We start from the raw sequence: 12,274 nt of genomic DNA on the forward strand, positions 1-12,274 counted from the left end.
AAATCTAGCCAGAGCAGCATACGAAATAAGTACCACCAGCAAAGAACCAACTATTCCCTGCCACAAGACATTGCTGTTCAAAACCAGGAAAACCGCAAATATCAATACCAGAACAAGCCAATTTCTGCGATTGCGTACCTTATTCATTTCTTTATCCTTGGTAGCCTTTCGGTTGTACCTTAGCGGTTTTGGAACCGAACAGCTACTTTAAGCCCATGCGCCATTTCCACATTTCATTTGCGAATGGGTATTTATTGCCCTGCTGTGCCTAAATCACCCAGGGCCACATCAATCCGCGAGAGCGTAATGGGGGAATCCCAGCGTAGCTTCAGGTTTGCCTGCAAAGAAGCGGCGGGCACGATAAAGACGTGATTGGCCGAAACGGTATCTCCTGTCCCAATAATCTCTGGCATGGTTTGTAACGCCGCGCCAAAGGCAACGTCGGTTTGCCAGGATTCATATTCGTTCAAATATTCGTCTACCAGGGTAAAGTCACGGCTGGAAACGGCCGTTTCATTCTGATTAGTCACGCTTACCGTGGGCACCACATAAACAAAGCCTTGGGCAATGTTGCCGTCGCTGGCGTACACTTCTACATCCGTTACCTGAATAACCACGCCACTCAAAGCCACAGAAAAGTTTAGTTCGCCAGCGGCATAGTTGTAATCGGTAGGCAACGCCTCTGGCACAGGCTCGGCTTCACCACAAGCCGCTAATGTCAGGAGCATCACCGCCAAAAGTAGCACACTTCTTAATTTCACCGTTGTCTCCTCCTTCATGGGTGTGTTGGGGTTGTGTAAAAGCCAAAAGAATTGAAAATCTGAAAACACATTTGGCTTTTACAAAAGGCAAATCACATAACTAGCTGAATTTATCTCAAATCGATTGTGATTTGCCTCATTGCCAGAATGATACCTTACTTTGGGGAAATTTGGAGATCGGAGATTGGAGATTAGAGCTTGGGTGGATTTCGATCTCCAGTCTCCAGTCTCTCATCTCCTTAAAATTACATATCATCTGCTAAAAGCAGCGCATCTTCTGAGTTTATGGCTTGGATGCGGTTAACGGCCGTTTTCGCAAAGCGGCAGGCAGCGGCACGAGGACGGCCGTCTCCCTCTACATCCAGCGACCATTGGGCTTGCTCAATCAGCTTGGCCAAGGCCAAGGCACGGCCCAGCGTGAGGGCAAAGCGGCGTGCGCCAGCTTCCAGGTAGTGCCGATCTGCTAAATGACTTTGTAACCAGTTCATGGCGTGAGCAACGGCCGTTTGTGCCACTTCCCCCGCTGCATTGAGGCGGCCATCTGTAACCGAACCCACACAGCGATCCACCTCATTGGACAGTGCCAGCAGTGGCTCACCAGAGCTACCCAACGCCCGCAGCGCATCCAGCGACAGCACGTTGGTGGTCCCTTCCCAGATAGGCAACACCTGGCCGTCGCGCAGCAGCAGCGGCAAACCGGTGTCCTCCACATAGCCCGCCCCACCAAACGCTTCCAGCACTTCACTGGCAACAACGACTGCCTGCTTGCCAGTGGTTAGCTTGGCCAGCGAGGTAAGCAACCGCAGCAAATGCGCCTCTTCTTCGCTAATTTCGCCCGCCTCATCCTTGCCGATCAGTTCCACCAGGAAAAAGGTGAGGTGGAAGGCAGCTTCCGTTTCAGCCTGCATCTCGGCCAGCGTATCTAGATGCAAGGGCTTTTCTGCCAATGGTGCGCCAAAGGCAATGCGTTTCTGAGCATAGCTGCGGGCCAATGCCATGCCGCGCCGCATAAATGCCGCCGCCGAAATGCTGTTCCAGGTGCGGGTCAGATGCAGCATGGGTACGATATTACGCACGCCGTTGTTGAGGCCCATTACCGGAACAGCCGTCGTGCCGTGCAGCATCAGTTCGGCCGTGGGGACTTTGCGCGTGCCGAGTTTGTCCTTCAGTCGCAGCACCTCGATGTTTTGCAGTGAGCCATCCTCCTCATGCGTTTCCAGGTAAAACAGGGCCAGCCCTTTACCGCCGGGCGGATTGCCTTCCGGGCGAGCCAGCGTCAGCGTCATTTGGGAGGTGGCGGCAGAAGTGAACCATTTACGGCCGTAAAGTAACCACTCCTCTTGCGCATTCAATTTGGCAACAGTTTCTGACAGGCCCACGTCAGAGCCGCCTGTAGATTCCGTCATCCATTGCCCGCTGGTCCAAAAGTGGGCCGGATCGCGGCTGGTGAGGTGGGGTACGGCGCGATCAATCAGCTCTTGATTGCCAGAGGTAAGCAGCGTGCGAGCTGCGCCATCGGTCATGGCCAGCGGGCAGGTGTAAACGTCGGTGGAGGGATGGAAGAGGTAAGCCAGGGCAAACTGGTAGATGCGGTCGAAACGGCCGTACTTGCCCTCATATGCCGCCGCCACCACCCCGTGCTCAGCCGCCAGCTTTTCTGCCTTTTGCCACAGGGGGGACACCTCTATTTCGTCAATGCGATTGCCCCACGGGTCCCACTGGGTGAGTACAGGCTCATTCAGTCGGTCAGCTAGCTGCATCTGGTACAGGTCGCCTCCCGCTAGCGCGCCCATTTCGCGCAGCGGCCGTTCCACTTCAGTCAGCACCTCTGGCGGCAACACCCGCCGCAAATAGCTTCGCAGCACGCGATCATCGTCAAACTGGTTACCCAGGCTGGGTGGGGATTGGTTGAAAGGTTGCATGATTTACCTCATTTCGGTAATCGGTGAACGGTTATCCGTAATCGGTAAATCAAACCGATGACCGACCACAGATTACCGCTCACGGATTCATAACGCCACACAGCGGAGCCTGCCAATCAAGCTGGTTGTGTTCGGCCAGAAGCTGATCTAGCCGGGCGGCAATGTGGTCTGGGAAGGGAGAGGTGCGGCGGGTAGCCAAGTTGGCATGGGAGCCAACCACCTCTAGCGTGGCGGCCAGCTTACCGGTGGTTTCATTGAGCATAAAGTGGATGAAATGGATGCGTTTGACGGAACGGCCGTTAACCCGCGTATGAATCGCCACCGTTTCGCCCACATGCACTTCTGCCAGGTAGCGAATGTGCTGTTCCAGGGCAAATGCCCCGCTGTTGGCACTGTGATAGTATGCCTCGTCCATGCCAAATGCAGCAAAAAAGCCCCAAGCGGCATCGTCAAACAGCCCCATGTAATGCCGAATGTTCATATGCCCCATCACGTCCAGATATGCCTCCGGAATGGTGGCACGGTGGAAGCAAGCAAGTTGTTGAATTTGAGCAATGTCTATCATGCGTTTTTTGGAGATTGAAGACTAGAGATTAGAGATTGGTTTCGTAAATCTCCAGCCTCCAATCTCTAATCTCCTGCTACTGAAAAACACCAAACACTTCCCACCGTCTCCACCTCAATTTTCCCCTCTGCCTGGAGCAAATCAAGGTAGCCAATGAGCATCCATAGTCCGGCAACGCGGAAGGCGGGCGGGTAATGAGCATACATCTCGTTCATCAAGGCATAGGCGGTATGGTGGCCTTGCTGGATGAGCGTCAACGCTTCATCCTTGCGCTTGTGGATGCGGTTGCGCTGCTTGTGGATGAGCTGGCAATGGTTTTGGAATGGTTCGCCATGCCCCGGAAAAACCCAATCGATCTCCAACGCTTCGCACCGTTTCAGCGACTCCATGAAGATGGGCAGGCTGGGCTGGCGAGTTATTCCATCAGACGGCCGTTCCACAATGGGCGTTGGGGTTTTGGGCAACAGCATATCAGCTGAGAGGAATTGGCGGCTGTCTGGCTGGTAGAAGCAGGTTTGATGGCTGGCGTGGCCAGGCATATGCAGCACCTGCCAATCTGCACCCCCCATCGCCAACCAAGCCTCAATTTTGAAAGTTTGGATGCGCTCAGCAGGAATTGGCGTCGTTTCTTCGCCCACTTTGGCAAAATACGCCTGCACCAATTGAGATGCCTCTTTTGGCAAGCCAGCCTGACGCAAAAAATAATCGCGGTAATATGCCAGCCGTAGCCCAAACATTTTTTTGGGATTGGTAAGCCACTCAGGTGCCAAATCAGACACCCAAACCTGGCAGTCGCTCTGTGCAAGAATGTGCGTTGCCAACCCAAAATGGTCTACGTGGGGATGGGTAATGATGATGCGGTGAATGTCGGTTGGCATCAGGCCATGTTGCGCCAAGCCCCCTTGTAAAGCATCCCAACCCGCCTCGGTATCTACGCCACAATCCACCAAAATGGGCTCAGGCTCAGTGAACAGATAGCTATTGACTGGCCCAACGTTAAACTCCGTTGGCAACTCAATGCGGATGGGGTTCATCAAACTTCCTTCACTTTACAATGGGGGTTGCAACACGGCCGTTTCCACCCAATCATCAGCCAAAACGCGGTACAGCTTGGCCGCCCGACGCAGCATCCAAAGATGGGTAGAGAAGTGCAGCGTGGTTTTATCTTGGGCAACGGCCGTTTCCAGTTCAGCCAGGCCCCACCACTTATGCTCACTGCCTGCCATGTCATCACCTGGAACCACCTCGCCTCCTTCATAGCGCAGCAGATAGTAGATGCCCACCATGAATGACACATTTTCGTCGTAGTGGAAGGTGTGACTGTGGAGGACGGTTAACGGCCGTACCTGAATATTCCCCACCTCTTCGCGAACCTCTCGCAGAGTACCGTCCAAAATTGTCTCACCTGCCTCCAAACCGCCGCTAACCGTTTGCCATTCGTGACGACCGTTGCGTCGCGGTGAAGAAAGCAGCAAAAATTGCTCATTTTCGTTGATGATGATGGCTTGCAGGGCAATAGCTGAGGTGGCAAACGGCCGTCCGCGCTGGCTTACAATCGTGGGCTGCTGCGCCATGTTGTTTTGTTACCTTACTTCTTTAGCCAGCCATTGCAGCATGGCCCGAATCTGGCTGGCATGTCCTGCCGTTTTGTAATAATCGTGGACGTTTTGCCACTTTTCGGTGTTGGGAACGGCCGTTTCATATGGACAATCCACCACAGCCAGCACATCTGTTTCCTCATCCAGTTCCAACGAGAGACCTTGCTTCAAAGCTGCACGGCATTGAGCCTCAATGGCATTGAAGTAGGCGATGTTATCTAACAGCAGTTGCCGCCCCGCTGTTACTGGCGCATGACAATAAAGCACCATCTCCGCAGGCAACGCAACCAATGCCGCCAGCGATTCCCGCATCTGCGGCAGACCGTCCGGCGTACGGGCCATTGGGTACGGCAGTTCGGCCGCATCCGCCGCCAGCACCGTTTCAATTTCTGGCAAGAACAGCGAATAATGGTCATCCGTGTGGCCGGGGGTTGGCAACAGTTCCAATGTTAAGTCACCGCCGTTGATGACAAATTTATCCTGAATGAGCATGGTGGGCGGCGTAAATATCACATCGCCAAAAATTTCCGGCTCCAGTTCTTTCATTTTGGCGAGGTACGTTTCTGCTTCTGGCTGCTGGAATTTGGCGGGACTAAGATGGCTACCAATGATGGGGGCGGGATGAACGGCCGTTTCCCCTGCAAAAAGTTGGTTTCCCCAGCAATGATCGTAATCTGCGTGGGTGTTTATGACCAATAGCTGACGGCCGTTAGCTAAGTGAGGTTGGGCATATTCCAGCATCTGGGTAGCAGTATGTGGGTTGATGACGGTATCTACCAACACCACAAATCGCTCGCTCACCACAATGAACGTATCTACCAGCTTCCCGTTGCGGCAAACAAGAATGCGCTCGTCCCAACCTCGATTCTCAATTAATTGGAGTTCGTTTGTGTGTGCCATATGTTTTCAAATGTGCAGATAATCAAACAACAATCGGCAGGGTAAAGACAAAGCAGCTGCCCACACCATTAGGCCCGGTTTCTACCCAGATACGGCCGCTATGCGCCTCCACCGCCAATTTACAGTAAGACAAACCTAACCCAAAGCCTCGCGGACGAATGCCGCCCGTTTCTACCTGGGCAAAGCGATCAAAAATATGGTCTCGCTCGGCAATGGCCACGCCGGGGCCTTCGTCTATGACGCTCACTTCCACCATATTGCCCTGGCGAACGGCCGTTACTACTAGTGGCCCACCTTTAGGTGAATACTTAATCGCATTGTCCACCAAGTTGGTAATCACCCGCCGAATTTGATTGGGATCGGCCAATACGAGGGGCAAATCTTCAGGGAAATTTTCCGTCAGCGTCATCTCCCGTTTGTCCAGCGCAAAAGCGTTTAGCTGCGCTACTTCCATCATCAAGGTGGCAATATTTGTGGGTTGACGCTCGCCCATTGGCCGCCCAGCCTCAAATTGGGCAATATCCAGCAGTGAATCTACCAAATCCTGCATTCTTAAATGGGAAAGGCGAGCAATATCCAGAAGCTCTCGATTTTCGTCCAGCACGTCTGGTGGCAAGACTAGCTCCAGCATGTTCAAGGCACTAAACAAGTTGCCAAGCGGATTTCGCAAATCATGCACGACCAGTTCGCTAAGCTCCTGGCGACGCTGCTCCATCTGCCGTAACGCTTCATTTTCGGATTGCAACTCTTGCAGTTCAGCACTTAACTCGCGCCCGATGGCGGTGTTCACCCGCGACATCTCTTCTGCGGCGCGCAGCCGTCTGCTCAAAATTTCCATCATGTTGGTGCTGAAGTTGGGGTCAATTTGCAGCAGATCAAAGAAGTCGTTGCGATGAATCCCCAGCAGACGCACATCGTCTAAGGCCACAATGGAAGCAGAGCGGGGCTTATTATCAATGAGGGACATCTCACCCACCACTTCCCCAGGACCGCGATAGTTGACGCTGGCCGGGCGCGAAAAATCCCCCTGCACCACGGCTACGCGCCCCGACCAAATCAGGTACGCAATATCGCCATACTGCCCTTCGTATACCACGATTTCGCCAGGGCCAAAGCGATGCTCGATCATGACCTCATCTAACATATTGCGGTCGAGGGAGGATAAGAGGCCAACCACGGTAGAGCCAGCGGCCGTTTCCGAGGGATCGATTGGGGCTGGCTGGGCTTCGCGAATTATTTCAAACTGTGCTTCCGATAATTTTCCCGTTTTCATGACGGTTCTACCTGTGCTTGACGCCATAAACGCGCCTTAAGATCAATGTTGCGGATAAATGTTGATTTGCTATCGGTGTACGCCGCGGGATCAGAATAATGTGTTTGCGCCAAATGCTCTTTGAGCTGGCTATAAACGATGGCATCCTCTGGATGGTGTCGCAAATAATCACGAAAGTTGAGATGCCGGGCAATTTCTGGATGATTTTCCTCATACACGTGAACATGATGAGTATGGTGTGCATCACTTCCTTTACGAAAGTAATGTCGCCCAGAAATACCCTTCTCTCCTTTACTAAGGTAGCCTTGCTGTGCCATTGGATCGATGAGGTGGATTACGGCTGTAATATCCTTCACCACAATCAAAATATCAATAACTGGTTTGGCATTAATGCCGGGGATGGCGGTGCTGCCAAAATGGTGAATAGCGACAAGGATGGGTTGAAAGACGGACGTTAACCGTGCCGCCTCTGTTTTGTACTGCTCAGTCCAGACTGGATCATGTGGGGTGACAATAACTTTTCTTCCCATTTTACAATTATTATTATGCCGCAATCCCCCCAAAAACGCATCTTGTTACACGAACCAATCCTGCTCAAATCCATTATATGGCTTGGGGGCATTGTCGTGCTCCTCAATCCCCCACGTTTTGCGCCATAGCGAGCTGGCACCATCTATGCGAACTGATTCGCCGCTGATGTAGTTAGCGCCAGGCGAGAGCAAGAACACAATGACTGCGGCCGTTTCGCTCTCCGTACCCATCCGCTTGAAAGGAATATCTTTGATCACATTTTGAATAAACTGCTTGGCCATATCCGGGTAATTGTCTAACCCGCTGGATTCGATGAGGCCGGGAGCAACAGCATTGATACGAACGCCAGAACGCGCCCACTCTACGGCCAACGTCTTGGTGAGATTCTCGATACCAGCCCGTGCTGCCGCCGAATGCACCATGCCTGGGAAGCCGCGCCAATTTTCCATCAGCATGTTCACAATCACGCCACCGTTGTCCCGCATAGCTTGGTTGTATGCTTCACGGCACATTAAAAAGGTGCCGGTGAGATTGGTTTCCACGACTGCATGAAATCCTTTTTTGCTAATAAACTCAGCGGGGCTGAGAAATTGACCACCCGCATTGTTTACCAAGCCATGAATGCGTCCCCGCGCGGCCAACACGTTGGCAAACAACGCCTGCACCTGCTCCTCCTCGCGGATGTTACAACCAAAAGTGCTGGATTCGCTGCCAAGTTGTGCGATTTCTTCGGAAACGGCCGTTAACTTCTCCATTGTCCGCCCCACCAACACCACATGCGCCCCCAAGCTAGCCAGCTCAATCGCTGTGGCCCGACCAATGCCGCTGCCGCCGCCCGTCACCATGATGGTTTGCTTTGCAAAAAGATCATCTCTGAAAATAGATCGGTAATTCATCAAATTATTTTTCCCATTTTCGGATTCTTATTCTTTAGTTGAAGGTTCATTGGCAGACGGCCGTTTCTCCCGATTTTTGAGCCGCGACAACAGCGAAGGTGAATTGGATGATTGGTAGTTCGCGAGCAAGAGCAAGAAACTGGAGAGCACCCCCAATCCCAAAATGATATAGATGATGGTAAAGATTTTGCCAACGGCCGTTTGCGGTGAAAAATCCCCATACCCCACCGTCGTCAGCGTAATCACGCTGAAGTAAAACGAATCCAGCCAACTCCACCCCTCCACCTGATGATAAAACCAAGTACCTGTGAGCAAAATAAGCACTACCGACCAAAACAGCCCGCGAAACTCTGGCTCTTTCAAACCGTCCCGAATGCCGCGAACAAGCCGCAACAGAAAAATAAACAATGCTGGCATAAAAATATTATGGATCACAGAGGACACAGAGAGTTAAGAGAATTTACCCTAAAACCTTTGTATTCTCTGTGGCAAGTTAACCCTCCATGACTTCAACGGCCGCTTTGGCCATCAACGGAATCATAGGGCCAAAAGCGGCAAATCGCTTGTCCTGGGTTTGCCCGCGTACAAACCGAATGTAAATCTGAGCGATGATCACCACCAGCCGAAACAACCCCAGCGTGTGGTAAAAATTGATGTTATGGACGGAACGGCCGCTCTTCATAGCATACCGTTCTACCAATTCCTGTCGGGTTAAAAAGCCCAAATCGCCAGTCGGCATCATCGCCATCTGCTGAAAGTAAGGCGCATCTGTCGGCTCCGTCCAGTAACAGAGCAGTGCTCCTAAGTCAGACAGCGGATCGCCTAGCGTACTCATATCCCAATCAAATATCGCCGCCACCTGCCCCGGATCGTCCGCCGCCAGCATCACGTTATCCAGCTTGTAATCGTTGTGCACCAGCGAGAATTGTGTTGAACCGGGCAAATTGGCCGTTAGCCACTGGTAAACCGCCTCCATTTCTGGTAAGTCACCTTCCTTGGCAGCGTGCCACCGCTTGTGCCAGCCTTCCACCTGCCGCTCAATGAATCCTTCTGGCTTGCCCAAGTTGGTCAGACCCAACGCCGCGTAATCCACAGCATGGAGTTTAGCCAGCGCATCTACCAACGCTTGGCTCATGCGGCGCGGCGCGTCCGGCAAGTTGGCAAACTGGGGTGGCAGTTGGCGGCGCACCACTACCCCTTTGCGCCGCTCCATCACAAAAAAGTTAGCTCCAATGAGCGCAGGATTATCGCAATACAAAAAGGCGCGCGGCGCGTAGGGCAACGCGTGGTGCAGCACAGAAAGTACTTTGTATTCTCGTGCCATGTCATGAGCCGATTTAGCCACTGGCCCCAGCGGCGGGCGGCGCAAAACGTACTCATGGCTGCCGAAATCGAGCAGGTAGGTCAGATTGGCAGCCCCGCCACCAAACTGCCGCACATTTAGCCGATCTTCACTACCCGGCAGCTTGCCTCGCAGGTACGCTGCCAGCCGGGCTTCGTCAAACCGCTCATCTGGCCGCACATCAATCGTGTCACTCATTCTTCAACTATTCCCATATCACAATTTGCCTGATCCAAAAACGGCCGTTGCGCCAAATACAGCACATAAAACCAAGTTTCATACAACAAAGATGGCAATTTTGACCGCCAAGTTCTGTACTGTATGGTTGGCGTCGGCGAAGCTGAAATCCATTTTCTAACACCCGAAAAGCGCATTATTTAGACGATTTGCATTTTAGAGACGTTGCAATGCAACATCTCTACGACGTGTATTGAGCAAAAATACGCCGCGCCACCGACCATTTGTGTACTTCGTCCGGCCCGTCGTAGATACGAGCGGCACGCTCATGGCGGAACCAGTAGGCGATGGGTGTGTCATCGGTCATGCCCAGGCCGCCATGGACCTGCAAGGCGCGGTCCAGCACCGTTTGCAGCAACCCAGCTACGTGAAACTTGATGAGCGAGATGTCGTCGCGGGCGGCATACTGTCCTTCTTCGTCAATCTTCTTAGCTGTCGCCAGCACCAGCAGGCGAGCAGCGTTGATCTCGGCGCGGCTTTCGGCCACCCAATTCTGGATGGTTTGTTGGCCTGCTAACGGCCGTCCCGGAGCCACCTCTCGCTGCAAAGCATACGTACACATCATCTCAAAGGCTCGTTCACAAATGCCCAACCAGCGCATACAGTGGTGAATGCGGCCTGGCCCCAGCCGCTCCTGAGCGATGGCGAAGCCTTCTCCCTCTTTGCCCAGCAAATTCGTTAGCGGCACGCGCACTTCATCGTAGCGTACTTCGCCGTGGCTGGCCCAGCCGTCGCCCGGCTCGCCCATCACGGAGATGTTGCGCACCAGCGAATAGCCCGGCGCATCCAGCGGTACGATGATTTGGCTGGCACGGGCATGGCGGCTGGCCTCCGGGTCGGTAATGGCCATGACCACAGCAAACGCTGCCCCATCAGCCGAGCTGGTAAACCATTTGTGACCGTCAATGATGTAGCTATCACCTTCGCGAACGGCCGTTGTGCTCATCATCGTCGGGTTAGAACCGGCATGTTCCGGTTCCGTCATCGAAAAGCAGCTACGACTCTCACCCCGCAGCAGCGGCATCAAGTACGTTTCTTTTTGCTTCGGCGTGCCGTGGTCGATGAGAATCTCCATGTTGCCTGCGTCTGGAGCCTGGCAGTTGAAGACGTAATGCCCAATAGGTGTTTGGCCTAACTCCTGGCTCATCAGCCCATGTTCAAAAAGCGTCAGCCCCAAACCGCCATATTCCTGAGGCACCTGCGGTAGCCAAAGACCCAAATCCTGCACCATTTGCCGCTTTTGCTGCAAAGTTGGCTCCAGCGCGTTAAACCCATCTGCCAAATAGGCTGGCTCCAGAGGAATCAACTCCTCGCGCACAAATTCGCGCGTCGAAGCCAAAATCTTCTTAAGTTCAGGGGAGATGTCGAACATTGTGCCATCCTCGTAGAGTCGTTGCAATGCAACGACTCTACAGTGCGTTGCCAATAAATTGCCCGCCATCAATCAGCATCGTTGCGCCCGTGGTGAAGCTGGAAGCATCTGAAGCCAGGTAGAGTGCCATGCCGGTTAGCTCTTCTGGCTCGGCCATGCGACCCTGTGGAATTTGCTTCATCACCATTTCGTTGAGCTGGGGGTTGCTCCAAATAGCGGCACTAAATTTGGTTTTGATGAAGCCAGGGGCAATGGCATTGACCTGAATGTTGTTGGCCGCCAATTCTGCCGCCAGCACTTCTGTTAGCATGAGAACGGCCGCTTTGCTCACGCAATACACCCCCATGCCCGGCTGCGGGGCTAATCCCGCTATTGAGGCAATGTTGATGATTTTGCCACCGCCGCGCGCCTTCATGCTGGGAACACACCCTTTGGCCACGCGAAAATAGCCCTTCACATTCACGTCCAAGATTTTGTCCCAATGGCCTTCTTCAGCAGTTAAAACGGGACCAAAATGGGGGTTGGTGGCGGCATTGTTTACCACAATGTCAATGCCACCAAACGCTTCGGTTGCCTTAGCCACCAGTTCGTTCACCGCCGCATCATCCCCCGTATGGGCAGCAATAGGCAGCGCTTCACCGCCGTTGCCACGAATAATTTCAGCTACTTCGTCCAGCGCAGCTTGCTTACGGCTGGCCAGCACCACCTTCGCCCCGGCAGCGGCATACGCCTCGGCAATAGCCTGGCCGATGCCGCGTGAGGCACCAGTGATCAGCGCTACTTTTCCGGTAAGATCAAAATCTGGCTGCTTGCTCATGTGGTTCCTCTTTTGTGGATAGGTTTTGAAGACTGTCAAACTATAATCGGCGGAGCGGGT

Annotated in this window: 13 protein-coding genes; all 13 read right to left on the minus strand. The window is 53.2% G+C overall.

Annotated features, from left to right (window positions below):
- Positions 1-251 precede the first annotated feature (251 nt).
- The 13 genes from ACOQPU_RS09010 to ACOQPU_RS09070 all read right to left on the minus strand — a co-directional run bounded on the left by ACOQPU_RS09010 (position 252) and on the right by ACOQPU_RS09070 (position 12,214).
- The gene (locus ACOQPU_RS09010; RefSeq protein WP_420644793.1) at positions 252-761 is read right to left on the minus strand and encodes a hypothetical protein; all 510 of its coding nucleotides are present in this window, start codon (positions 759-761) and stop codon (positions 252-254) included.
- Positions 762-1,006: 245 nt separating this feature from the next.
- Complete coding sequence (locus ACOQPU_RS09015) at positions 1,007-2,683, minus strand: acyl-CoA dehydrogenase family protein (protein ID WP_420644794.1); 1,677 nt, start codon at positions 2,681-2,683, stop codon at positions 1,007-1,009.
- Between the two features lie 79 nt (positions 2,684-2,762).
- Positions 2,763-3,248 carry an acyl-CoA thioesterase gene (locus tag ACOQPU_RS09020; RefSeq protein ID WP_420644795.1) on the minus strand — a complete coding sequence of 162 codons (486 nt, stop codon included), beginning with the start codon at positions 3,246-3,248 and terminating at the stop codon, positions 2,763-2,765.
- A gap of 65 nt (positions 3,249-3,313) precedes the next feature.
- Positions 3,314-4,282: an MBL fold metallo-hydrolase gene (locus ACOQPU_RS09025; protein WP_420644796.1), complete on the minus strand. Its 969-nt coding sequence runs from the start codon at positions 4,280-4,282 to the stop codon at positions 3,314-3,316.
- 15 nt (positions 4,283-4,297) lie between these two features.
- Complete coding sequence (locus ACOQPU_RS09030) at positions 4,298-4,822, minus strand: NUDIX hydrolase (RefSeq protein ID WP_420644797.1); 525 nt, start codon at positions 4,820-4,822, stop codon at positions 4,298-4,300.
- 9 nt (positions 4,823-4,831) lie between these two features.
- Positions 4,832-5,746: an MBL fold metallo-hydrolase gene (locus ACOQPU_RS09035; protein ID WP_420644798.1), complete on the minus strand. Its 915-nt coding sequence runs from the start codon at positions 5,744-5,746 to the stop codon at positions 4,832-4,834.
- 22 nt (positions 5,747-5,768) lie between these two features.
- Positions 5,769-7,019 carry an ATP-binding protein gene (locus tag ACOQPU_RS09040; protein WP_420644799.1) on the minus strand — a complete coding sequence of 417 codons (1,251 nt, stop codon included), beginning with the start codon at positions 7,017-7,019 and terminating at the stop codon, positions 5,769-5,771.
- Complete coding sequence (locus ACOQPU_RS09045) at positions 7,016-7,549, minus strand: GrpB family protein (RefSeq protein ID WP_420644800.1); 534 nt, start codon at positions 7,547-7,549, stop codon at positions 7,016-7,018. The genes ACOQPU_RS09040 and ACOQPU_RS09045 overlap by 4 nt, the downstream gene beginning before the upstream one ends.
- A gap of 45 nt (positions 7,550-7,594) precedes the next feature.
- Positions 7,595-8,446: an SDR family oxidoreductase gene (locus ACOQPU_RS09050; protein ID WP_420644801.1), complete on the minus strand. Its 852-nt coding sequence runs from the start codon at positions 8,444-8,446 to the stop codon at positions 7,595-7,597.
- Positions 8,447-8,473: 27 nt separating this feature from the next.
- On the minus strand, positions 8,474-8,863 hold the full coding sequence (locus ACOQPU_RS09055; protein WP_420644802.1) for a potassium channel family protein: 390 nt from the start codon (positions 8,861-8,863) through the stop codon (positions 8,474-8,476).
- 76 nt (positions 8,864-8,939) lie between these two features.
- Positions 8,940-9,986, minus strand: coding sequence for a phosphotransferase family protein (locus ACOQPU_RS09060; RefSeq protein WP_420644803.1), 1,047 nt, complete (start codon positions 9,984-9,986; stop codon positions 8,940-8,942).
- Between the two features lie 220 nt (positions 9,987-10,206).
- On the minus strand, positions 10,207-11,397 hold the full coding sequence (locus tag ACOQPU_RS09065; protein WP_420645819.1) for an acyl-CoA dehydrogenase family protein: 1,191 nt from the start codon (positions 11,395-11,397) through the stop codon (positions 10,207-10,209).
- A 37-nt stretch (positions 11,398-11,434) separates the two neighbouring features.
- A complete protein-coding gene (locus ACOQPU_RS09070; RefSeq protein WP_420644804.1) occupies positions 11,435-12,214 on the minus strand; it encodes a glucose 1-dehydrogenase in 780 nt (259 codons plus the stop codon).
- Positions 12,215-12,274: the final 60 nt, after the last annotated feature.

The organism is Candidatus Leptofilum sp., assembly GCF_965223285.1.
GTDB lineage: Bacteria > Chloroflexota > Anaerolineae > Promineifilales > Promineifilaceae > Leptofilum.

What these genes read in the sequence shown, in the direction of transcription:
- ACOQPU_RS09035 (WP_420644798.1), bottom strand. Translation starts at nt 5,746, where the DNA reads ATGGCACACACAAACGAACTCCAATTAATTGAGAATCGAGGTTGGGAC.
- ACOQPU_RS09050 (WP_420644801.1), bottom strand. Translation starts at nt 8,446, where the DNA reads ATGAATTACCGATCTATTTTCAGAGATGATCTTTTTGCAAAGCAAACC.
- ACOQPU_RS09040 (WP_420644799.1), bottom strand. Translation starts at nt 7,019, where the DNA reads ATGAAAACGGGAAAATTATCGGAAGCACAGTTTGAAATAATTCGCGAA.
- ACOQPU_RS09030 (WP_420644797.1), bottom strand. Translation starts at nt 4,822, where the DNA reads ATGGCGCAGCAGCCCACGATTGTAAGCCAGCGCGGACGGCCGTTTGCC.
- ACOQPU_RS09025 (WP_420644796.1), bottom strand. Translation starts at nt 4,282, where the DNA reads ATGAACCCCATCCGCATTGAGTTGCCAACGGAGTTTAACGTTGGGCCA.
- ACOQPU_RS09045 (WP_420644800.1), bottom strand. Translation starts at nt 7,549, where the DNA reads ATGGGAAGAAAAGTTATTGTCACCCCACATGATCCAGTCTGGACTGAG.
- ACOQPU_RS09060 (WP_420644803.1), bottom strand. Translation starts at nt 9,986, where the DNA reads ATGAGTGACACGATTGATGTGCGGCCAGATGAGCGGTTTGACGAAGCC.
- ACOQPU_RS09020 (WP_420644795.1), bottom strand. Translation starts at nt 3,248, where the DNA reads ATGATAGACATTGCTCAAATTCAACAACTTGCTTGCTTCCACCGTGCC.
- ACOQPU_RS09055 (WP_420644802.1), bottom strand. Translation starts at nt 8,863, where the DNA reads ATGCCAGCATTGTTTATTTTTCTGTTGCGGCTTGTTCGCGGCATTCGG.
- ACOQPU_RS09070 (WP_420644804.1), bottom strand. Translation starts at nt 12,214, where the DNA reads ATGAGCAAGCAGCCAGATTTTGATCTTACCGGAAAAGTAGCGCTGATC.
- ACOQPU_RS09065 (WP_420645819.1), bottom strand. Translation starts at nt 11,397, where the DNA reads ATGTTCGACATCTCCCCTGAACTTAAGAAGATTTTGGCTTCGACGCGC.
- ACOQPU_RS09015 (WP_420644794.1), bottom strand. Translation starts at nt 2,683, where the DNA reads ATGCAACCTTTCAACCAATCCCCACCCAGCCTGGGTAACCAGTTTGAC.